We start from the raw sequence: 22069 nt of genomic DNA on the forward strand, positions 1-22069 counted from the left end.
CTGTTCCCTATTGATACCCGTCGCTGGGAACTAATTTTCTGAGCGAATTTTAAACAAAAACACGATGTTGCAGGGAAGGCATTTGTCGTCGCACTTGTTGCAGACGTTGGGGATTAATTTCGGCAATTGCCACTCCCGCTTCTTCCCCCGCATCGGCTAAAACCACACCCCAAGGATCGATAATCATAGCGTGACCGTGGGTGTAACGGCGCTCGTAATTATTACCCGTTTGAGCGGGCGCTATTATATAACAAGTATTCTCGATCGCTCGCGCTTGTAACAAAACTTTCCAATGATCTTTCCCGGTAAAAGCTGTAAAGGCTGCGGGTACAAATAAAACATCGGCTCCTTGCTGCGATAAATAGCGATAGAGTTCGGGAAAACGCACATCATAGCAAATCGAGAGGCCAATTTTTCCCAAGCTATCGGAGCCATAAATTGGCGGTAAATCGATCCCTGCCATGACTGTACTCGATTCCTGATAGGTGTTACCATCCGGGACATTGACATCAAAGAGATGGACTTTTTGATAACGGGCTAATTCCGCACCGTTGCCATCGACTAAAATAGCCGTATTATAAGCCTTATCGGGAATACCCGTCACTGGCACGGGAAAACCTCCCCCTAAAATGGTCACTTGAAACCGTTGGGCCATGGTGCGGAGGAATTTATCGGCTTTGAGAGCAATAGTCTCGGCCTGGGCGATTTTATCGGTTTCTGCCCCCATAAAGGCGAAATTTTCTGGTAAACCGATTAATTCCGCCCCTTTACCTACGGCAAGTTCGATCAATTCTTCAGCGGCAGCGAGATTTTTCTCTAAATCCGGCTGACTGGTCATTTGAATGGCGGCGGCGAGATAGGATTTCATGGGGGTTGAAGCTCTAGAATCAGATAATCTCTGTAAAATTAATCATAACCTTCGATTATATCCAATTTCAGATATTTTGTCACCCCATGAGTAAAACTGTTTTCTGTGACTTTGATGGCACTATCACCGCCGTGGAAACCTTTGCGGGTATGCTCAAAGAATTCGCCCCCGATTTATCGGCTCAGATTATGCCGCAAATGTACGCCCGTACTCTCAGTCTGCGCCGGGGTGTTCGTCAACTGCTAGAGTCGATACCGAGCCAAAAGTACGCCGATATTCTCGCCTATGCCGAAAGCAAGCCAATTCGCCCCGGATTAGCCGAATTCCTCGCTTTTTTACAGGAGCAATCCATCCCTTTTATTATTATCTCCGGTGGTATCCAAGGCATGATTGAAACGGTCTTAAAACGGGAGGGACTATTAGACAAGGTGACGGCAATTTATGGGGTAAATCTTCATACTCAAGGGGAATATCTGCAAGTTCATTCCGATTGGGAAAATGAGACGGAATTAGTGGCTAAAGCCTTGATTATGGCCAAATATTCAGGAGTAGAAACTATTGCGATCGGTGATTCCGTTACCGATATTACCATGGCTAGAAGGGCCGATCTAGTTTTTGCTAGGGATCGTTTAATCGATTATCTGCAATCGGAAAATCAACCCTATATTCCTTGGGATAACTTTTTTGAGATTCGTGAATATCTGTTATTGAGAGATTAGGGATTGGCTGTTAATTAGATAGGGGTTAAAAATTGTCAGATACCCTTCTTGGATTAAGGGGGGATCAAAGAGGGCGAATGCAATTCGCCCCTACAATAATATTATTGCGCCAATGGTAGGGGCGCACTGCGTGCGCCCTGTAATATAGATATTTCGACCAAATTGAGATGCACCCAAGATTTTTTTACTACCCTACTCTCAAGGGTAACAATAATTGTAAATTTTTGTAAATTTGTGTTGGTTTAGGCTTGACAAAATCGGGGGGGGGTAGAATCACTTTGTGGCTCTGTCTTGTCATTGAGGAACTAGCTTAAAATTTAGTGATTGGCAATTTTGAAAAAACCCATCTTTCTCCCTTGCCAATGTCGCTTAAAATGATTAAAAGATACAGCGGTAGTCTTGCTGTTAAAACTCCTGTGGAGTTTGTCGCCATTATTTTCAACGCTTGAATTGAGAAAAATTGCTATGAAAGTTCCAACAGATTTAACGATTCCTGAGATTGAGGAAATTAGAAAAGAGGGAGTTAAAGCTCTCGTAGAGAGATTGGGAATTGCTAAAGCGGCTTTCTTTCTAAGAGAAACAGCATACCAACCTCTAAATTATTTAGAAATTAAAGATCAGTTATTTGGCGAAATGACAGCAACGGATATTTACGCTCAAATTAAAGGCAGCTATGACTGAAGAGTTCGCCATCGAATTAGTTGCTTGCTGCTTAGGGCAAAGTATTCAGTTAGAATTGAAACGCAAAATCCAATAAGTAACTGGTAAACCAGTCCCACAATTAAAGTCTCAAATTAGATGTGATTGCGCTATATTGATAAAGTGCGATCGCTTTTTGGGTTATCCTTAAATCAAGCATTAGTTTAGCATAGCCAGGATAATCCTTAGTCAAAAGGCAAGGCTATCCCGACATCTTGGGGTAATCTGTATATAGCAATCCGAAATGAATTGTAAAATAGTATCTTTACTGGACAAGGTTTTCAGGGTGTTTTGGTTGAAGACTTAAATGGACTTGCTATCGGAACGATAAAAGTTTAACTTTCTTTGCGCGATGCTAAATAACAAACTACAACTTCTGTTAACCAGGGTAGGCACATGGGCCGTTGCTGGTCTGCTCGGCGGTTTGATCGGTTCTCTGGCTGCGGTACTGCTGACTGAGGCAATTAAGCAAACCCTCATCAGGATTGCCTCTGACCTAGGCAACGTCTGGCTACCGCTGCTGCCACTGGTGGGCGTTACCTTAGCAGTGCTAGTCCTGTTTGGACTGGGTAGGGGCCAACCCGTGCAGACCTTAGCTCCCCGCGAGGCCACTGCCTCTGGCCGCTGGGGTTCTCTAATGGCCTGGTACTCCTTCCCCCATGACATTGCTCGCGCCGATCTGACCGGTGACGTGGTGAACGCATCCGGCGCAGAAGAGCGATTCCCCTGGAATCTAGCACCGTTGCGCTCCCTGGCCATCCTCTCCACTGTTGGGCTGGGTGCGCCCATGGGAACAGAATCACCAGCGGCTCATATTGGCGTGGCGACGGGAACTTGGTTAGGTAGCACAAATCCAGCCCTGCGTCAACTGGTGCGGCCGCTGGCAATCGGCGGCGGTGCGGCAAGTGTTTCTGCCCTGATGGGAATCCCTCTGGTGGGCAGCTTCTTTATGTTTGAGTTGAGTCAGCGACGCCAGGTTCCGATCACCCTGGAGCGGGCAGCGGCGATGTTAGCTGGGGGACTGGTGGGATGGGGAGTCAACGCTGCCTTTAAGCTGCAACTGATCCGGCTGGTCGTGCCGCAGGTTGCCCCGACTGACTTCTGGGATGCGGTGGGTGCCACTTTGTTGATCGGAGCGATCGCTGGCACGATTACAGCCCTCACCGGTGAGGCGATCTACTGGGCCAGAGGCTTGCGGAACAGGCCCGCCACTCGTCTCCTGATCGGTGGACTGGTGATGCTGTTCCTGGCGATTGTGATCGGACGGGTGGCGACCCCCGCAGCGGCTTTTGGGCCGGGGGGAGCCGCTATCGACTGGGCCGAAAACATTGAAACGACTCCTTACCACCTGTTGGCGGTAGCTCTGCTCCGGGCTGCCGCCACCACCGCTGCCGTTTTAGCTGGGGGCTGTGGTGGCGTGTTTGTACCTTTTCTGGCGATCGGCGACCTCAGTGGCCGGGTGTTCGCAACGACCTTTGAGATTTCGGGGGATCTGGCGGGTGCGGCGGGGGCAGCGGCCGGTATTGCTGGCGGCTATCGCCTACCTCTGACCGCCATGGCGATGGTGCTGGGGGTGGGTGGCCCGGGGGCAGCCCAGCTAACCTGTCTTGCTACAGTGGTCGTCGCCGCCCTTTCTGGATTGGTGGCCGCACGGGCAGCCAATCAACTCTCTAGTTCTCTGCGTACAATAATCCGCTAGAAGCCACCGTCAGGGGATTGACATCCTCACCGCCCGGGCCAGACGGTGATTCCCAAACCTCACGATTTGGGTTTCTGCTTCTTTCCCTTGCGGGGTTTTGCACCCGCCGCCCCAGTTTTACTCTGTTCTGGTCATCAGGTCGCGAACCGGACTGACACCGCAAGTCCTGCGGCCAAAATATTTTTACTGGCGTTAATATCTCGGTCATGGTGTGTCCCACAGTCTGGACAATCCCACTCTCGAATATTTAACGGCATCTTCTCAGCAATATACCCGCAATTACTACACCTTTTAGAGCTAGGAAACCATCTATCTATTTCGAGGTAATTTCTCCCATACCAACGGCATTTATAGGCTAATTGTCGAGGGATTTCTCCCCAACTAACGTCAGATATTGCCTGAGATAATTTCGGGTTTTTGACCAGATTCTTGATGGCTAAATTCTCAACCACAATCGTTTGGTTTTCACGAACTAATTGAGTGGTTAGCTTGTGTAAATGGTCTTTTCTACTATCGGTGATTTGAGCGTGAATCCTGGCTACTTTGATTCTCGCTTTTTCTCGATTTTTTGAGCCTTTCTGTTTTCTAGAAAGATTTTTTTGCGCTTTTTGCAACCTCTGATAATGTTTTTTCAAATGCTTAGGATTAGATACTTTGTCACCATCGCTGGTAATCACAAGGCTACTAATTCCTAAGTCAATTCCGATGGCTTTATCTGTTACTGGTAGAGGCTTAATTGTTGGGTCATCAAATCTAATTGAAATATGCCAACGCCCAGAGGGATGTAATCTGACTGTTACTGTGCTTGGTTCACATTCTCCTGGTATTTGTCTTGACCATCGAATAGGTAAAGGTTCTGTGCATTTAGCTAAATAGATTTGTTTGTCTTTAAATTTAAAAGCAGACTTAGTAAATTCGGCACTTCCTCCCTGATGTTTTTTCTTAAAGTTAGGATACTTAGTACGACCAGCAAAGAAGTTAGTGAAAGCTGTTTGTAGGTGTCTTAACCCTTGTTGTAAAGGTACACAGCTTACTTCATTGAGAAAGTCTAATTCTTCTTGCTTTTTCCACTCGGTTAGCATTGAAGAAGTTTGAGCATATCCTACTCTTTCTTGCTTTTCTTACCATGCTTGTGTTCTGAGATGGAGTGCCTTATTGTCAACCAATCTTACACAGCCCAAGGTGCGCCGCAATAGCGACTCTTGTTCGGGTTTGGGGTAAAATCGGTAAGAATAGGCTTTCTCCATATCTTAACATTCTGGCATATATCGTGTAAATGCGCTAGTATTTAACGGTAAAGCCAACCTAGAACGACGGGGTTTCAGACCCAAATTTTCGATGAAGCACCTTTTCCTTTGAGCGAGAGAATGCGATCTGGCGTAGCGAGCGCTTTGCGTTCGCTCTACTTGGTGTTGTTTTTAGCCCGTTCGATCTTGCCTGCGATTGCGTCCAGCCTTGCTTTGATTCTGGTCATCCATTGGTTAAACTCGGCCGACTGCTGGTCGATATCTTCTTTCCGTAGCCTTATCTCTTCGGTTGTTTTTTCGTGGGCTTCTAACCGGATATTTAATTCTGCAATCATCATTGCCTCAAGTATCTATTGATTTGTTTATTTGTTAGGGAGGAGGCATCTCATTTTTGCAAGTGAGTAATTATACTTGTCGATGAAACTGTCTTCTAGCAAGGCTTTCAAAATAGCTTGACATAAAACTTAATTTAGGAGTTACAAAGGTGAGATGCTCCCATCGTACTGACTCAATATCCGTTCTAACTTTGCTTCATCAATGCGATTAATTAAGCGTTTAGATTCTTCCACATCGCGGACAGTTTTTGATAAATTAATGGTGGAACCGACGGTAAATAGTAAACCCATGCCTAAATAACCTTTAATCCACGGCTCTACTGGCAGATAAACAACCCCTAAAGAAGTGGCAGAAATAGAGACAACAAAAGATAACCAAGTTTGAAAAATCCACGCTTGAGTATGACTGGGAGCAGTACCGTATTTTTTATCGTTCATAATTGCCTCCTAAACGTTTCTGCACCCATTCTGTCGGTTCTAGAGGTGCAACAACAATGAGCGCTATCTAGTCGGGGGAGGGTTGAGAACTGGGGGGAATTAGGGTGAAGTGGAGTGAAGTATCAAGTCTAATCGTTATTAGAATCTAGGACCAAAAAGATGGAGATAAAACATCTGAAAATTTGGTATTCTTGGGAAAAACAAGAACAAATGATCGAGCGCTTGGTGGGGAGAGTGGGATTAACCCGGGTGCGCGCCACTTGTTTTCTGCGTCTTTGGATTTATGCGATTGCCAAGGAAGGACAGGTAAAACCCCCCTTATCCCAGTTAATTTTTCCCACCACTGCCATTATCTGTACCCATCGACAAGCATCGGATTTATTTTATCAGGATCAGGACCAGGGCAGCGATCGCTCTGCCGGTATGATGTTAGATAAATTAGCAGCCCTTGGTTTAATCGAAAAATTTTTTGACGGCAACACAACCAGAATTAAAATCAAGCCAATTACGGGGATTTTAGAGCCTGATAGCTCGGAATCATCTGTGGAATTGCAATTAGATCAATTTAATCCCCGTTGTGATGCGATTCCTGTGGCTAACTTGCTGACAGGCAATTATAACTGGATGAATCGCAATGCTGAGGCAATTCCCCATCGCATTTCTCGTCTGTTGCGGGGTTGGGCAAAAGATTATACTACAGGTATGCGAGTTTTGCGTCGGGTAGATAATCTTAATCCCGTCGGTTTTTATCTGCTCTATCCCACTGCAAACGAGTCGGAAGGGAATTTTTTTTCCTCTCCTAACAAGAGTTTACATCTGAGTGCGATCAACGAACAGGAGCCTTTTACAATGGCATCTGTGGGAGATGAAAATTGTCTTTCGGTATTTATTCGCAGTTGGATGATTGATGCTAATTATTTAGAGAAATATCGTTTAATCTTCCTGCAAGATGCCCAAAAAACTCTCCAGAGAATGACCTTAGATTTTCCTAATCTCTGCGATTTACATACTTTGATTATTCATCCCGATTATGAGAAATTAGCCGCAGCCTTGGGGTTTCAAAAAACTATTCAGGAATCCCCAAACTCTATTTATTGGATGTATTTAGGACTCGATCGCTTTTTATCCCTAGATATGAGGGAAATTCAATTTTAATCGTAATCGGGAGTGGGAAGTGGGAGAAAAATCCCTAACTGGGTTTTTGAAGTTCGATCGAGAGTTAGTCGTAATATTAAAAACGGATTTGGTATAACATCTTGCCAACAAGTATTGTTATAATAATGACCTGAGAGGGGGACAAGCGAGCTAGAAGGTAGATAGGGCAAGCGATATAGCTCTTTGTCCTTTGATGTAATCCTTCAACCGATAGCGGCTAATTTGCATTAGCTCTTCTATATTTTTTTGGAACATTTGATGTAGCTGGAGCCAATGATAGAGATGTTGACCCACATAAAAACTGCTGTGTCTGCGTTGACCTTTATATCTTTTTTCAGGTCTTGTTACATATTTTTGGATTCCCATATCCTTAATTTTTTTACCTTGTATTGTGGCACTTGTATAGGCGATAGCTATAACAATTATCAGCTTTGATAGGTATTGCGGTGCTAATTGAGAACCTTCTAAGCTATAGCCTCCTGACTTAAAATCTCGAAACATCTCCTCAATATCAAATCTTTTTTGATAGGCCATTATTGCCGTGTCTAAATCTCCCAAGTTAGTCAGAATATACCAAGGTTCTTTTGTGGGAAACCCTCGGTAAGTTTTTTTCCACTTACCAGCTAAGTTAAACTCGACAAATCCCTGCTCTTTTGTAATATTGACATCCGGCAAAAATAATTTAGTTCCTGGACTTAAACCCAAGTCTCTCATTTCTTGATAAACTCCTTTCTATGTCTTGACATTTGTACTTTGTTTTTGTCTTAAACAAAAGTATACACTCTGCTTCTGAAACCACTTTCCCAGACTGACCGAGCAAAATTCTCTATCTCCTAACACCACGATTTTATGACCTGATAGCACCGTCAATATTTTTTCTAATACTCGCTGCTGTTCTTCGAGATTACTACTTCCTTTTTTGTCTAATATCTCCCAATATATTGGCATGGCTCTCTTGTCATAAATTAGACTCACCATCAAGATATTTATTGCTCCCCAACTCGTCCGGTCTATGGTCATATATACTAATCCTTTTATTGTGAATCTCTCCTCCTGTTTTAACATCTCTTTTAGGCAGGAAAACCAGATTTTTTCAATGTTCATGATTTCCAGCTTTAAAAATCTTTTTAATTTTTTTCTCCGACTCTCAAACAGGATTGGTATTGGTAGTGCTTCTGCTCATATCTCTAACTTGGCTTGCTTTAGTATTTGCCAGGTTCCAACTATCATTAACAACAGTAGATATCTGGCTCGCCCCAGTTCATTCTCTAAGACTTTCTGGTATAGTTCACTTATCATTTTCGTTATTTAGGTCATATATAGTAAATATTACTTATCTTTTTTGGGAGTCTGTGTCTGTATTCCATGCTACATAAGCTTTTCAGCTTGCTTGTCCCCCTGTCATGGTTGATACAGTAAAGTTAAGGCGGGTATCACCCCCTCGCCATGACATTATTATTAATAACAGAAATCTCACTCATACTAAGCACATTTTCCCTAAGCTGTTACCCATTTAAACTGGGTATTAGAGTGTTAGAAAATAAACTATAAAACTCGCTTTTGTAGAAATATCTATATTAGATTTTGGCGCACGCAGTTCGATAAACTCACTGACCACGGTGCGCCAATGGTAGGGGCGCAATAATATTATTGTAGGGGCGAATTGCATTCGCCCTCTTTTAATAACTTCTGCTACTCACCATAAGTGAGAGAACGTCACAAATATGAGATGCAACCTTTAGATAAGTCAGCAGTTTAACTCGCACAAATTTTTAACTGGGATTGTTGCTATACTGGTGGCTGTTGACAAAAAATCATGTTAATTATTTTTCTGATAAGGATTATTAGTCACCTTTTCATGTAATATGGGTCTATGGCAATATTTTCGAAGGATCACGAGCGATGCAATCCCTAAGGCTCAGAGTTAAAACTGCTTGGAGAAGCAAAAAAGCAAAGATGATTATATCGCTCCTATTGCTTTTTATCTTGATGCCGATTTTTCTTTATGCTTGTTTTAGTGATCTTCCTAACCAATCATCGGAGCAACGGCAAGGAACCCTTTTAGTGTGGTATCCAGAAGAGGGTAATTTAACTGAAGTATTAGGTCTCGGTTTGCAAGAGTTTGAAAAATTAAATCCGCAGGTGACAATTCTTGAACAAGCTATTCCTATCGATGAGATACCCGAACGTTTTTTTAAACAATCTCAAAGCGGATTAGGTGCAAGTGTTATTCTAATTTTTTCGAGAAATATACCCAGATTAGTATCCCAAGGAGTACTGGAGGAAATTGACCGGAAAAATCTAGATTTATCTATTTATAATCCCCCAACCCTGAAACAAGTTAGCTATCAAGGAAAAATCTATGGCATTCCCTTAGGTTCTCGTACTCGTGTACTGTGTTACAATCAAAAAAAATTACAAGTTAGTCCCGATCCGCTGCTGAAGCAACCTCCCACCAGTTTAGGGGGATTAGTTGAACGTGCGCGCAAAGGCTATTCTGTGGGGATGGTGTCCTCTTTTGAAGATACTTTTTGGGGAATGGCAATTTTTGGCAGCTATTTGTGGGATGAGCAGGGTAGGCTGCAACCTCGCTTAGATGATTGGGCAAAATGGCTAGAATGGCTAAAATTCGCCTCGTCACAGCCTAATTTTATCCTCAATCGTCAACGGGAATTACTTCATAATGCTTTTGCTAGAGGTCGCTTAACCTATTATGTGTGTAATTCTATTGAAATTGCCGATTTAAAAAACAGCCTCCAAGATGATCTCAGAGTCGCTTTACTCCCCCAAGAAACTCAAGGTAAAGCAGCACCAATTCTCTATACACGGGTGATGGTATTTAATCGCAATAATAGTGATAATGAAAATAGTTTGGGATTAGCTTTAGGAAAATTTCTCACCAATCCCGAACAACAATTACAAGCAATCACCCAAACAGAAAGTTTTATTCCCACTAATCGACGGGTGCAGATCGAAGGAAATTTACTACCGATCGAATCGGTATTATTACAACAATCTCACAATGCTGTGGCAGTTCCTCTGGATGATTGGGAAAAGTTGAATAAAATTTTAGAAGAGGGAGAATTTTGGTATGAAAGAGCGATCGCTGGTGAAATATCTTCCTCAACAGCAGCCCACCAACTGACACTTTATATTCAATCAGGTCTCGAGCAGGAAGTCAGGAAAATAAATTAATTATGAACAATAATATTCCCTCTCTTTCAGAAATAATTGCTAACCAATTATTATTTTTAGGACGCAGAAATGTTCAAAACCAATTAACGATTATTTTTATATCTTTAATTCTTGCTTGGTTATTATCAAAATGGTTATGGTCTTACTTGGGAAAAAGATTCCCTCACGTCACCAGTTTTATCTATAGTGATAAAAAGTTAACCATCCGTCAATATTTTGCTATCCTGATACAATTTCTTAATTTTCCAGTTATTAGTCTAATTTTACTTGACTTAAATTATCTAATTTTTCTCAGTCAAAACTGGACAAGAGGAATGATTAATTTATCTATAGAATTAATGGGGTTTTATTTAATTTATCGTTGTTTATTAGCTGGATTATACGCTAGGGTTTCCCTGAATACAATTAAATATTATCATGGTCGGCTTTTAGCACCTTTATTGGTATTATTCGTCCTGAGAAACATTCTTATTTTCTACAATGATCTTCAAGAAATTGCTCAAGCATCTCCCTTTAATTTATTCAATAGTCCGATCACATTGGGCAGCATATGTATTCTGATAATTGCTCCTTATTTTCTTGTAATTATTGTTATTCTTGTAGAGAGTATAATTCTGAGTATTGCTAATTTAAATCAGCCAGCTAGTTGCGGTGAAATTGAAGCAACTTTACTTTTAGGACGTTATTTTTTCATTGTCTTAGGTTTTATTCTCATCTTGGGTTATGTGGGAGTTAATGCAACGGCAATAGCGGCAATTACTGGCGGTTTATCGGTGGGTATTGGTTTTGGTATGAAGGAAGTAGTAAGTAATTTTATTAGCGGTATTTTACTATTATTTGAAAAAGTTCTCAAACCCGGTGATATCATTAATATTGAAGGACAGACTTCTCAGGTAAAAAAGCTAGGTATTCGAGCGACAAGAGTGCAAATTCTTACAGACAATTCTGAAAAAATTATTCCCAATCAAAAGTTTTTTACTGAGGATGTCACCACCTATACGGGTAGTGATAACTTGATTTATTGTTCAATTGTTATCGGAGTTGGTTATCATTCTAACGCACAACAGGTGATGAATTTATTGCTAGACATTGCTGAACAACATCCTCACATACTTAAAAACCCGCAACCAGTAGCTTTTTTTCTTAATTTTGATCATTCTAGTTTAAACTTTGAATTAAAGTTCTGGTTGGATAATGTTAACAGGAAAAAGCGAGTAATTAGTGATGTTAATTGTGTTATTCTTGATAGGTTTACCCAACAGGGTATCGAGATTCCCTTCCCGCAGCAAGATATTCACATTCGCAATAATTAACCTGAGTTCGGGATCAGCTAAAACCCTGATGCTACCGTAGCCTGAAACTCCTATTCTTTCGTGGAAGCTATGGCAAAATTCCCTTAAACCGAACTGGCGTTAATTAGCAATTTATTCTGGTCAAAAAAACCAGCTGATTATTTTCATCTTAAGATATATCAATTCCCCTGATTAAATTCATACTAAATCCGTTGAGTATAGGCTACATATCAGGATAGGCAAAAGGCAAGAGGCAAAAGGGGGAATAAACAATCAGTCTTTAATAAATGGATTTAGTATCATATATTTATTGTTTTTTATTAATAGTTAATGTCTTGACATAAAAACAACTTTAATATAATATCTACCCTAGATAGTATATTCAGAGATACTCAATAATCTAGAATCAAAATCTCCCAGATTAATTTATCGAGGTTTTGCTCATGCTTTTTCGTCCTACTTGGCTCGGCACTTTATCGCTTGCCCTTGCCTTAAATTGGCCCCTTAGTGCCTCAGAAACCTGCGTCCCGATACCTTTGATCGGTGGTCAAGGAAACCAAGTAACCAAGACCGTTTCTCAACCGACCGTTCCCAGTGTGTTCGGTGTCGATATCACTCGCAATAACTGGAATACCGATTGGGCGGTTCCGAGCGATCGCATCTGGCAAAAATTCGTGGCCACTATATCCTCGGATGAGGGTGGTTCCTTCGATATCCAGATGTACCTCAAGTACAGCGATCAAACCACGGGACAGTTTTTTAACCAACAAGATGTGCGGATCGACCCGGGTAAACCCCTGACTATTACCGCCACACCGGAACCCAACGATGAACCCTATCAAGTCAATCTTTTTATCGGTGGTGTCAACCATTTCGGCAAGACCTACACGGTAACCGTTGTCGGCTGCTACCGCTAGATCGTTTTTTTAATAGTGAGGAGTGAAAAATTATGGGATTCTCGCCATGCCGCCTGCTGATCTGGACTTTGTTCGGTTTATCGTTTCCCGTCCCCAGTGTTCTTGCCGAAGCGATAGATGAGGGGAAAGCGATCGCTCCCGTGACCGTTGCCCCTTCCTTCTGCGAGGGTTTTACCCCCTTGACCAATAGGGTCGCCCCCTTGGTATTCGAGGGGGAAACCCGAACCGAGGAATTATCCGACAGTGCCTGTGCCAAGGATCTGGCGGGAGTAGGAGCGCCGGTTTTGCCAGCCTCTCCCCTCACAGAACCCACCCCAGCTGCGACCCCGATCGCACCGGAAAATCCCGCTCCCCAGGGGCAAGAGGATCGAGGTTGGCAGATTAAATTTCAGCCCTACGCGACCATTCCGATCAGTACCTACGGAACCGCAACGGCCCGGGGACGTACCGTCAGCTATCATCTCGATCTCGGGGAAGTGTTACAATCGCTCCGGGTGACGGGTAGCGCGCGCGTGGAAGCCTGGAACGGTCGTTTCGGTTTGATTTTCGACGGTTATTACGCCAGCTTGAGAAACGTGATCGACCGGCAGAAGACAAGGGTTCGACAGCCGAATTTTATCGACTCCTTGAATTGGTTGCTGAGTCGGGATGCCAGCCAGAGAATTCAAAAAGCGATCAATGGACTCGAAGGCATTTCCCAGTCGGTCGATCGGATACAAGGATTAAAAGAAGAGGGGAGCTTTCAAGAGGCAGGAGACAAAATTCGAGCGTTACGACAGGATATCGCCCTAAAAACCGAACAATTAAGCCAATTACCAGCGGCGGCCGAAGAAGTGCGCGATCAGATACGGCAGGAAGTCGCCCTTCGGGAGGAACAGTTACAGGAACTGGAAACGGCGATCAATAACGCTCGGCAACGTTTTCAGCAAGAGATCGTTCCGAAAATCGAGCAGGCGCAGGAACTGAAGACGACCCTCGCAGAAATTCGACAGGAGGTGCAGCAAGAGGTCGAGCGAAAAGCCGAGCGCTTAAACGAATTTAAACAGGCTCTTGACAGCCTTCAAGGACAATTGGCCGAACGCCAGAATACTTTACAAGAAATGGTCGTAAAAATTCAGACTCTCCCCGACGTGGATATAGGTGAGATTCGGGATAATATCGATATTCGAGATCTCCGGGATTTAGAGAAGAAAATAGCAGAATTACCCCGCGATCCTGCCTTTAGCGATCGGCTAGGAAATTTACAGGATTTTCAAGAAAAGCTCTCGCAAATACAGGAAGCACTGGCTAGAGGGCAGGAAAAAATTCAAGAATTGCGGGGGTTAAAAGATAGCGAACCCCTGCAACAACTGCAAGCGAAGATTCAAGAGTTACGGGAGCTAAAAGATAGCGAACCCCTACAACAACTACAAGGGAAGATTGAGGAGTTGCGGCAGACTAAAGATAGCGAAATCCTCCAACAATTGCAAGCAAAAGTTCAGGAGCTACAGCAGTTAAAAGATAGCGAACCCCTGCAACAACTGCAAGCGAAACTCCAAGAGTTACGGGGGTTAAAAGATAGCGAACCCCTGCAACGACTCGAACAAGAAATTCAGAACGCCCGAGAATCGCTCGAACAACTAGAACAAACAATGCAACAGGTACAAGAATTCGCCGACAATCGCCAATTACAGCAACTCGAAGCGGATTCGGAAACAAACCTACAATTCGATCAGGGCATCTACGATTTCGCCGTCAGTTACCACATCGGCGCTCCGATCAGCCACGAACTGCCCGAAAAACCCTCTAATCGCTCTTTTCCCTTAATTTGGTTCCAGCCCTATGCGGGCCTTCGTCTCAATAGTATCAGTATCGATATCGAGCAAACGCTTACCGTACAACTATCCAGTCCCCTCGTCAACTTCAGCCAAACTTTCCAACAAACCTTCAGTCAGGGGAGAACTTGGTTTGAACCGCTCCTCGGCGGTAAATTTGGGGTACAGGTGTCCGATCCGATCACTTTATGGATTCGGGGAGACGCTTCCGGTTTCGGGCTGGCCGGCGATACAGATCTAAGCTGGAACCTCCTCTTTGGAGTCGATTGGTGGGTGAATCGCCAAATTTCCCTGCAATTCGCCTATCGTTTCTACGGGATCGAGTATAAAAACGGTAGTGGCGATAACGCGTTCGGTTTTACGGAAAACTTTAACGGACCCTTTCTCGCCGCCACTTTTCACTTTTAACTTAGTGTCAGCATTCATCCCTCGCGCTTAGCGCGATGGGATGGGGCTTTTAAAGGGCCGAAGTAATTCCCCCCAGGGCTCCCCTCATGAATGCTGACTTTGTATATAGAACCTATTTGGTATCTCTCTTGTGACGCTTCACGGGTAAGAATTACAGGTATTTTGGCTAATTCGCTCTAATCCATACTGGGTAAGGATTTTGGCAAAGATACCAAATGGACTCTATAGACAATTCCTCAAAAACTATGTTATCATAGTTTTAGTTTCTTGATAACTCTTATGTACAAAGCGTACAAATTCAGACTTAAGCCTAATACCGAGCAAGAAATAGCCTTAGCAAAAAGCTTTGGTTGTTGTCGTTGGTTTTGGAATTATTCCCTGAATTTATGCCAAGAAACCTATAAAACCACAGGAAAAGGGCTGACACGAGGCTATATTCAGGGACTATTGCCTAGTCTCAAAAAAGAATATGAGTGGTTGACAGATGCTTATTCCCAGTGCTTACAGGTTGTTGCTTTGAACTTATCCCAAGCTTATCAAAACTTCTTTGAGAAACGATCTAGATTACCAAGATTCAAATCTAAACATGGTAAACAATCAATTAGCTATCCCGCTAATGTCAAATTTGAAGGAGACTACCTCAAATTACCTGGTAAAGTTGGATTAGTTTATTGTGTTCGTCATCGGGAATTTGCAGGAACAATTAAAACCGTTACTATCTCAAAAAACCCAGACGGTAAATACTACGCTTCTATTTTAGTTGATGACGGACAATCCCCCCTGCCCCCCTTGATAAGGGGGGTGCCGAAGGCGGGGGGATCTACCCTTAATCAGGGTGGTGACGAAGACGGGGGGATAGATGGAAAAGCAATAGGAATCGATTTAGGACTTAATCATTTTGCTATTACCAGTAATGGCAGTAAATATGATAACCATAAACATTTTGCTAAACATCAACGCAATCTAAAAAGGAAACAACAAAAGCTTTCTCGTAAAAAGAAAGGAAGTAACAACCGTCAAAAAGCTAGACGTAAAGTAGCTAAAGTTCACTATAAAATCTCAAGATGCCGTGAGGATTTTCTCCACAAGCTATCCCGTAAGATAGTTAACGAAAACCAAGTTATTGCTGTAGAAAACCTCAATGTTAAAGCCATGGTACGCAATCATAATTTAGCTAAGGCCATTAGTGATTGTAGTTGGGGAATGTTTTGTACAATGCTTAAATACAAGGCAGAATGGCAAGGAAAAACCTATATTGAAGTTGATAGGTTTTTCCCTAGTTCTAAGACTTGTCATGTCTGTCTAAATCAAGTGGGTAGTTTGCCGCTTGATGTTAGGAGTTGGACTTGTGAGCATTGCAAAACAATCCATGACCGGGACATAAATGCGGCAATAAATATCAAAAATGAAGCCTTACGGATACTTGTACTGAGCAAAGCCGAAGCTTGCCCTGAGCTACATCGAAGGGTATTGTCGTTAGGAACTAGCGATACTGCCCAGGTCGGGGATGTCAGACCAAAAGCTGGGCGTAAGTCTGTCTTGAGGCAATCCCCTGTGAAATAGGAAGCTCTCAACGACCTTGAGAGTAGTTCACATATTGTCATTTACCCTAGCCAAAGACCGCATGATTAGCCATAGTTTACAAAATCGGTTTCCTAGAAATAATCCCACCCGTCGGCTGCGAGCTTTTATCCTAGGTCTTTTCGCTGCTGGTATGACCGCTTTACCCCTAAAAGCCGCCGAAGAAATTGAATTTGTCTATACTCCTCTCGTCTTTTCTGTATCGGTAACATCCCTAGAAACCTTTGCTAAAGAAGGCAAAATCGACGCTAATTTAAAACAATTTCTAGCCAGAGTAACTCCCGAAGCAAGAGAGCAGTTTCGTGAGGCTTTATTAACAAAAATTGACATCGATCCTATTTTACTATCTCGTTTCTTTAATAGTGTGATGGGTGCTGATATGCTCTCTCGTTTGGGCAAAAGCATCACCATTCAAGGGGGAATTAATGGTAAATATGCCCTGCGGGGTGCGATTGTTAGTGCCGCTTTTGATCCGGGGGGATTAACCCTTTTAAATGTGCTGAAAAAATTCCCCAATAATATCCAGTTACAGGGGGAAGAAATCCTCGGATTAGCTAAAACCATCGATTATGCAGTTTATGTGGCGGAAGTATTTATTAAAGATATGCGCCTCTGGACAGCCGAGGAAGCCGCTGCCGTTAAACCAGCGATTAATTATGCCAGTTTACCCGATTTGCGTCAGCGCGGTAGCTTTCAGGTAAAAAAAGAAGTTTGGAACCTAACCGATAGCAGTCGCAATCGCAGTTTATATGTGGATGTTTATATCCCGCAAACTTTCCGAGACGATAAAACACCTGTAATTATTTTTTCCCACGGATTAGCCTCGCGACCAGAAGATTATGCCCAAGCAATTGAACATCTAGCTTCCTACGGATTTTTAGTAGCAGCACCGCAACACCCCGGCAGTGATATCAAATACCTGCAAGGAATGTTAGCAGGGTATTATCGCAATATTTTTGATGGCAATGAGTTTATTAACCGCCCCAAAGATATTAGCTTTGTCATCGATGAATTAGCAAGACGTAATGCTAGTCAATTTCAAGGTAAACTTAACCTAACTAATGTGGGAGTAGCTGGTCATTCCTTCGGAGGTTATACTGCCATTGCTATTGCCGGTGCGTCAATCGATTTTGATAATCTTGCTAAAGATTGTAACCGTTCTTATTCCGGGATTAATATCTCGATTTTACTGGAATGTCGCGCCCTAGAATTGCCTAGACAGGTCTATAATTTTCGCGATGAACGAGTCACTGCTGTCTTTGCAGCTAATCCCGTTAACCGCAGTATTTTTGGGGAAAAAGGTTTAAGCAAAATCTCGATTCCTGTCCTCTTGGGTTCAGGAAGTTATGACCCAGCAGCTAATCCGATTTTTGAACAGGCTATTCCTTTTACTTGGTTAAAAACGCCAGATAAATATCTGGCCATGGTGGAGGGACAAGCTCATGTAAATTTTACGGAATTGGATGCAGGAATGCAAAAAACCCTAGAGTCTGTGGTCGATATCACTTTACCCAATCAAAATTTAATCGAGGGTTATGCGGGGGCCTTATTGGTGGCCTTTTTTGAAGTTTATATTGCTGATAATGAAAAGTTTCGTCCTTTTCTTCTGTCTAGCTATGCAGAATATCTCAGTCAGGAACAAAAGTTTAAATTAGACTTTATTACTGCCGCTTCTGACGAGAAATTATCTCAATTAATTGAGAAATTGCGAGTACATAGGCAATAGTAAAACTTAGGGTGCGTTAGACGGCAAAAATTCCTAACGCACCACCTATAATCAACTAAGTAGCTGGTTACAATCTAAAGATAAACTACAAAGAAACTGAAGCCTGTGCCACTATCTAACAGTTAATTGAGATTACTTACTTATTAAGTAGCGAGTTCGTTGTTTTCTTTTCACTGATGACTGATGACTGTTTACTGATAACTGAAAAATCTCCCCACCGCCCCTCTGCAAAAAAGATTCTTTTGAGTTGTATAATCTCTAAAGGATTAGCGTACTCAAGAAAAAAATTATTTCATGCTCAGAAAAATTAGACTATCATACTTTGGCTTAATTTTAGGCAGTATTTTAACGGTTATCGGGATCATCGGTTATGCCCAAGGTAACGCCACGGTCAATTTAGCGGGGTTTTTCTACGGATTACCGTTATTATTGGGAGGTTTAGCCCTAAAAGCCTCAGAAATCAAACCTATACCCTTCAGTCAACCCACTAGCCCCGAAATCTTGCAATTGCGCCAACAACAGGCTACTGTCACCCAAACCAAACTTCGCAACGATGTCACCCGGTATCGCTACGGACAGGAAGTGCATCTGGATGAAGCCCTAGAAAAGCTGGGATTAAGCCCCACAGACGAGGAAAGACCGACTTTAGTAGGAATTCGTGAAACTGCTGTTGATTCCGCCTATTGTCTCACCCTAGAATTTGAATCGCCCCTTTTACCCCTAGAAAAGTGGCTGGCAAAACAGGAAAAAATTGAAAGATACTTTGGACCAGGAATTAGAGCCGAAATTAAGCAAGTTGACGAGGAAAAAATTGATTTAGCCCTAATTACTATTCCTAACGCCTAAATGCTCACGCCTATTCAGTATGGCTTCTTGGCACTCGCTGCCGTGGCTGCCGGCTTAATTAATGCTCTTGCCGGTGGCGGTAGTCTGATTACTTTTCCGACCCTGATGGCGGTGGGTATCCCACCGGTGATGGCAAATGTGACTAATACCGTTGCTTTATGCCCCGGTTATCTGGGGGCAACCCTCGCCCAAAAAAAAGACCTGCACGGGCAACAAAAACGGATTCAGCTATTGCTACCATCGGCAGTTATTGGCGGTATTATCGGTGGTATTTTGCTGTTAAATAGTAGTGATAAAGTATTTGAGCGCCTGATTCCTTTTCTGATTCTTTTAGCGGCGGCTTTATTGGCTTTTCAAGATACTTTACGCTCTTGGCTGCAGCGGCGACAGGGGGACGAAAATGGTCATATCCCAGAAATTTTGGCGGTTTTACCCATCGCTCTCGCTTCAATTTATGGTGGTTATTTTGGAGCGGGTTTAGGTGTGATTGAGTTAGCAATTTTGGGCTTATTTCTCAAGGATAATCTCACGAGATTAAATGCTTTAAAACAGTTGCTTTCTTTGGTGGTTAACGTGGCGGCATCTTGGTTTTTCCTCTTTTCTAATCAGGTATATTGGTCGGCGGCGATAGTGGTAGCAATTGGCTCTTTGATTGGGGGTTTATTGGGGGGAAAACTAGCTAGAATTATCTCTCCTAGTTATCTGCGCCAGACTGTGGTAATTCTGAGTATTATTATCGCTATAGTTTATTTTCTTCGTTAATAAACCGATTTATAGCGGTTACGTCGATTTTTTCCCGCTATATAAGGGGCGCATTGCCTGCGCCCAAAATGTCACATTTACGAACACTTTACACCATGATGTCGAGAGGGCCATTCAATTAACCAAATTTAATCATTTCTCGTCCTGCCATCACGGGTAATTCCCCTTTTAAAATGGGAATCAATGTCTCGCGAATTCTGTCCGCATCGGGGGGACATCCCGGCATAAAAATATCGACGGGAATGACTTGATGGACGGGCAGCACTTGATCTAATAATTCGGGAACGATACCGGGTTCTTCTGGTAGTTGAGGGGTGTTATCTCCTAACTCTAAATAAGCCCTTTTTAGTACGGGATCGGCAGTTCCCAACATATTCCGCATAGCGGGAACATTAGCAGTCACGGCGCAATCACCAAAAGAAACGACGGTTTTGGTATTTTGGCGGACTAGATGAATTAGTTCTAAATTGTCCTGATTAGCGATCGCTCCTTCCACTAAACAGACATCGACATTTTCGGGATAGGTTTTCAGATCGCAGCCGACGGGACTATACACCACGTCAACTTTTTCGGCTAATTCTAACAGCCATTCATCCAAATCGAGGAAGGACATATGGCATCCCGAACAACCGGCTAACCAGACAGTAGCGAAGCGAATTTTACTCATAACTTTAATTCCTTGGTTGGTATTGTTGGCTGAGTTGCAATTTGGTCAAAAGGATCAAACGAAAAGGAATTCTCTTTTAAGCTATTTTTGCCTCCAGGATAAACTCTTGCATTTTTTCCTCAAAGAAAGGGGCTAAATCTAGATTTTTCCAGTCTTTAAGTAGCTCAAAAATAATCGCCTCTGATGCAAAATTTCCCGTATAAGAAATAAAAGAAAAAGGACGTTTGCTGAAATTGAGCAAACAGCTTAAAATCGTGCAATGGTCTTTCACTCCAAAACCAAGAGAACAGGTTTTATCTCGATCTTTTACTCGCCAATTATCAGCATTTTTGGCATAAATATCTAGGGCAACTAAAGCGGAATCCACCTCTCTAGAATATTTAATTAAGAGCGAATACAAAACCCTAGGCTCTTGACTGACATCAGACAAAATTTCAATTATCCGACAAGGAATACTAGAAAATTGCGCCGTCAAATTGGAGAGAGACTGACACATTTCTAGGGCTTGCAGAAATTGCGATTCGGGTGATGTGGTCATAATTATCTTGTTTGCTGAATTGAATCGGACCAAGGATATTGTTTTTGTGCCAGTAAATGCGCTTGTTGCTGCGAAAAGCCTCGATTAATCACTAAGTCAGATTCGTAGATTTCATGATTGAGAAACATCCGATCAAGATTATTCCCTTGAGCGCCAGCGAGTCTTCGCCAAGCTGCTACCATTAAACCTTCGGGAAAAAATTGATATCGAGACACTCCCGATCCAAAAGCGTAATCCTTGGCGCGTCGGATATCGATTTCCGAGATTTCGTATTGGGCAGCAATCCCTAGGATATCTTGATTATTATCCATAATCTGATCATAGTCCTCCCTTACCTTGGCCGTTAGTTTCTTCTCGTAGATATCTAAATGCGCCCATCGATCACTATCACCCTCCATCGATTACTTTAACGCGTCCATTGGTGTTCAGTCCTAGCGTTAACTAAAAATTCCAACTTCGAGCGATCTTCCTCTTTTTCAGAAACGGCGGAACCCTTGCGGAATATTGCCCCGGTTGGACAAGCGGCAACACATTTGCCGCAGGAAGTACAGGCAGAAACGCTGCCCCAAGGCTGATCCATTCCCGCGATAATTTTATCTTTTTCGCCGCGATAAGCCAGATCCCAAACGTGCGCCCCTTCAATTTCATCGCAGACTCGCACACAACGGGTACAGAGAACACAACGATTATGATCGATACCAAAAAGATGATGGGAAATATCCACTTCTCGCTTGGGAAAACGGTAGGGAAAACGACTATGATCCATACCCACTTCGATGGCTAAATCTTGTAATTCACAGTTACCATTAGCCACACAAACTGCACAAACGTGATTACCTTCAGCGAATAATAATTCCACTGTCATGCGGCGATATTCTTTCAGTTTTGGGGTATCGGTATGAACCACCATTCCTTCCGCCACTTCCGTTACACAGGCGGGTAATAATTTATTAATACCTTCAATTTCTACCAAACATAAGCGACAGGCGGCCACTTCGGAAACCCCATCGAGATGACAGAGGGCAGGAATTTTTATTCCTACCTGACTAGCGGCCGCCAGAACTCGCGAACCTGCTTCGATCGCTACATCTTTGCCATCAATGCTTAAAGTGATTACGGACATAAAAATTATTCTCCTTGAGGATAATATCCCTCTCCTTCCC

21 protein-coding genes and 1 pseudogene are annotated in these 22069 nt (G+C 43.0%); 12 read left to right on the forward strand and 10 right to left on the reverse strand.

Features of this window, described 5'->3' with window-relative positions:
• Window positions 1-49: 49 nt before the first annotated feature.
• Complete coding sequence (locus GQR42_RS25590; RefSeq protein WP_149978160.1) at window positions 50-868, reverse strand: carbon-nitrogen hydrolase family protein; 819 nt, start codon at window positions 866-868, stop codon at window positions 50-52.
• A gap of 86 nt (window positions 869-954) precedes the next feature.
• Here GQR42_RS25590 and GQR42_RS25595 point away from each other — a divergent pair, with 86 nt between their 5' ends.
• From GQR42_RS25595 to GQR42_RS25610, 3 genes are all read left to right on the forward strand, one after another.
• The gene (locus GQR42_RS25595) at window positions 955-1587 is read left to right on the forward strand and encodes an HAD-IB family phosphatase (RefSeq protein WP_158202122.1); all 633 of its coding nucleotides are present in this window, start codon (window positions 955-957) and stop codon (window positions 1585-1587) included.
• A 465-nt stretch (window positions 1588-2052) separates the two neighbouring features.
• Window positions 2053-2268, forward strand: coding sequence for a hypothetical protein (locus GQR42_RS25605; protein ID WP_158202123.1), 216 nt, complete (start codon window positions 2053-2055; stop codon window positions 2266-2268).
• A 370-nt stretch (window positions 2269-2638) separates the two neighbouring features.
• Entirely contained in the window at window positions 2639-3985 is a 1347-nt protein-coding gene (locus tag GQR42_RS25610) for a chloride channel protein (protein WP_158202124.1), read from the forward strand.
• A 59-nt stretch (window positions 3986-4044) separates the two neighbouring features.
• Here GQR42_RS25610 and GQR42_RS25615 read toward each other — a convergent pair.
• The 3 genes and pseudogenes from GQR42_RS25615 to GQR42_RS25625 form a co-directional block, all read right to left on the reverse strand.
• A pseudogene (locus GQR42_RS25615) lies at window positions 4045-5232 on the reverse strand (RNA-guided endonuclease InsQ/TnpB family protein).
• A 155-nt stretch (window positions 5233-5387) separates the two neighbouring features.
• On the reverse strand, window positions 5388-5570 hold the full coding sequence (locus GQR42_RS25620) for a hypothetical protein (RefSeq protein ID WP_158202125.1): 183 nt from the start codon (window positions 5568-5570) through the stop codon (window positions 5388-5390).
• A gap of 138 nt (window positions 5571-5708) precedes the next feature.
• The gene (locus tag GQR42_RS25625) at window positions 5709-6005 is read right to left on the reverse strand and encodes a YiaA/YiaB family inner membrane protein (RefSeq protein ID WP_158202126.1); all 297 of its coding nucleotides are present in this window, start codon (window positions 6003-6005) and stop codon (window positions 5709-5711) included.
• A gap of 159 nt (window positions 6006-6164) precedes the next feature.
• On the opposite strand from GQR42_RS25625, the gene GQR42_RS25630 reads away from it, so the two are divergent.
• A complete protein-coding gene (locus GQR42_RS25630; protein ID WP_158202127.1) occupies window positions 6165-7160 on the forward strand; it encodes a hypothetical protein in 996 nt (331 codons plus the stop codon).
• 150 nt (window positions 7161-7310) lie between these two features.
• Here GQR42_RS25630 and GQR42_RS25635 read toward each other — a convergent pair whose 3' ends face one another.
• Complete coding sequence (locus tag GQR42_RS25635; RefSeq protein ID WP_158202128.1) at window positions 7311-7874, reverse strand: hypothetical protein; 564 nt, start codon at window positions 7872-7874, stop codon at window positions 7311-7313.
• An 18-nt stretch (window positions 7875-7892) separates the two neighbouring features.
• Window positions 7893-8264: a hypothetical protein gene (locus GQR42_RS25640; protein ID WP_158202129.1), complete on the reverse strand. Its 372-nt coding sequence runs from the start codon at window positions 8262-8264 to the stop codon at window positions 7893-7895.
• A 798-nt stretch (window positions 8265-9062) separates the two neighbouring features.
• On the opposite strand from GQR42_RS25640, the gene GQR42_RS25645 reads away from it, so the two are divergent.
• The 8 genes from GQR42_RS25645 to GQR42_RS25680 all read left to right on the forward strand — a co-directional run bounded on the left by GQR42_RS25645 (window position 9063) and on the right by GQR42_RS25680 (window position 19701).
• On the forward strand, window positions 9063-10355 hold the full coding sequence (locus GQR42_RS25645; protein WP_158202130.1) for a sugar ABC transporter substrate-binding protein: 1293 nt from the start codon (window positions 9063-9065) through the stop codon (window positions 10353-10355).
• Window positions 10356-10357: 2 nt separating this feature from the next.
• A complete protein-coding gene (locus GQR42_RS25650) occupies window positions 10358-11668 on the forward strand; it encodes a mechanosensitive ion channel family protein (protein WP_158202131.1) in 1311 nt (436 codons plus the stop codon).
• A 422-nt stretch (window positions 11669-12090) separates the two neighbouring features.
• Window positions 12091-12564, forward strand: coding sequence for a hypothetical protein (locus tag GQR42_RS25655; RefSeq protein WP_158202132.1), 474 nt, complete (start codon window positions 12091-12093; stop codon window positions 12562-12564).
• A 32-nt stretch (window positions 12565-12596) separates the two neighbouring features.
• Window positions 12597-14786, forward strand: coding sequence for a chromosome partitioning protein ParA (locus GQR42_RS25660; RefSeq protein WP_158202133.1), 2190 nt, complete (start codon window positions 12597-12599; stop codon window positions 14784-14786).
• A 279-nt stretch (window positions 14787-15065) separates the two neighbouring features.
• Entirely contained in the window at window positions 15066-16349 is a 1284-nt protein-coding gene (locus tag GQR42_RS25665) for an RNA-guided endonuclease TnpB family protein (RefSeq protein ID WP_158202134.1), read from the forward strand.
• A 61-nt stretch (window positions 16350-16410) separates the two neighbouring features.
• Window positions 16411-18093 (forward strand): alpha/beta hydrolase, encoded by a 1683-nt coding sequence (locus GQR42_RS25670; protein ID WP_158202583.1) that lies wholly within the window; start codon window positions 16411-16413, stop codon window positions 18091-18093.
• Window positions 18094-18387: 294 nt separating this feature from the next.
• Window positions 18388-18939: a DUF2854 domain-containing protein gene (locus tag GQR42_RS25675; protein ID WP_045357840.1), complete on the forward strand. Its 552-nt coding sequence runs from the start codon at window positions 18388-18390 to the stop codon at window positions 18937-18939.
• Window positions 18940-19701 (forward strand): sulfite exporter TauE/SafE family protein, encoded by a 762-nt coding sequence (locus GQR42_RS25680; protein ID WP_158202135.1) that lies wholly within the window; start codon window positions 18940-18942, stop codon window positions 19699-19701.
• A 118-nt stretch (window positions 19702-19819) separates the two neighbouring features.
• Here GQR42_RS25680 and GQR42_RS25685 read toward each other — a convergent pair whose 3' ends face one another.
• The 4 genes from GQR42_RS25685 to hoxU form a co-directional block, all read right to left on the reverse strand.
• Window positions 19820-20368, reverse strand: a complete 549-nt coding sequence (locus tag GQR42_RS25685) for an oxidoreductase (RefSeq protein ID WP_024969925.1) — start codon at window positions 20366-20368, stop codon at window positions 19820-19822.
• A 76-nt stretch (window positions 20369-20444) separates the two neighbouring features.
• Window positions 20445-20906 (reverse strand): hypothetical protein, encoded by a 462-nt coding sequence (locus tag GQR42_RS25690; protein WP_158202136.1) that lies wholly within the window; start codon window positions 20904-20906, stop codon window positions 20445-20447.
• 2 nt (window positions 20907-20908) lie between these two features.
• Window positions 20909-21304 carry a hypothetical protein gene (locus GQR42_RS25695; RefSeq protein ID WP_158202137.1) on the reverse strand — a complete coding sequence of 132 codons (396 nt, stop codon included), beginning with the start codon at window positions 21302-21304 and terminating at the stop codon, window positions 20909-20911.
• Between the two features lie 8 nt (window positions 21305-21312).
• On the reverse strand, window positions 21313-22029 hold the full coding sequence (gene hoxU / locus GQR42_RS25700) for a bidirectional hydrogenase complex protein HoxU (protein ID WP_002734546.1): 717 nt from the start codon (window positions 22027-22029) through the stop codon (window positions 21313-21315).
• Window positions 22030-22069: the final 40 nt, after the last annotated feature.

This window comes from Microcystis aeruginosa FD4 (assembly GCF_009792235.1).
GTDB classification, from domain to species: Bacteria; Cyanobacteriota; Cyanobacteriia; order Cyanobacteriales; family Microcystaceae; genus Microcystis; species Microcystis viridis.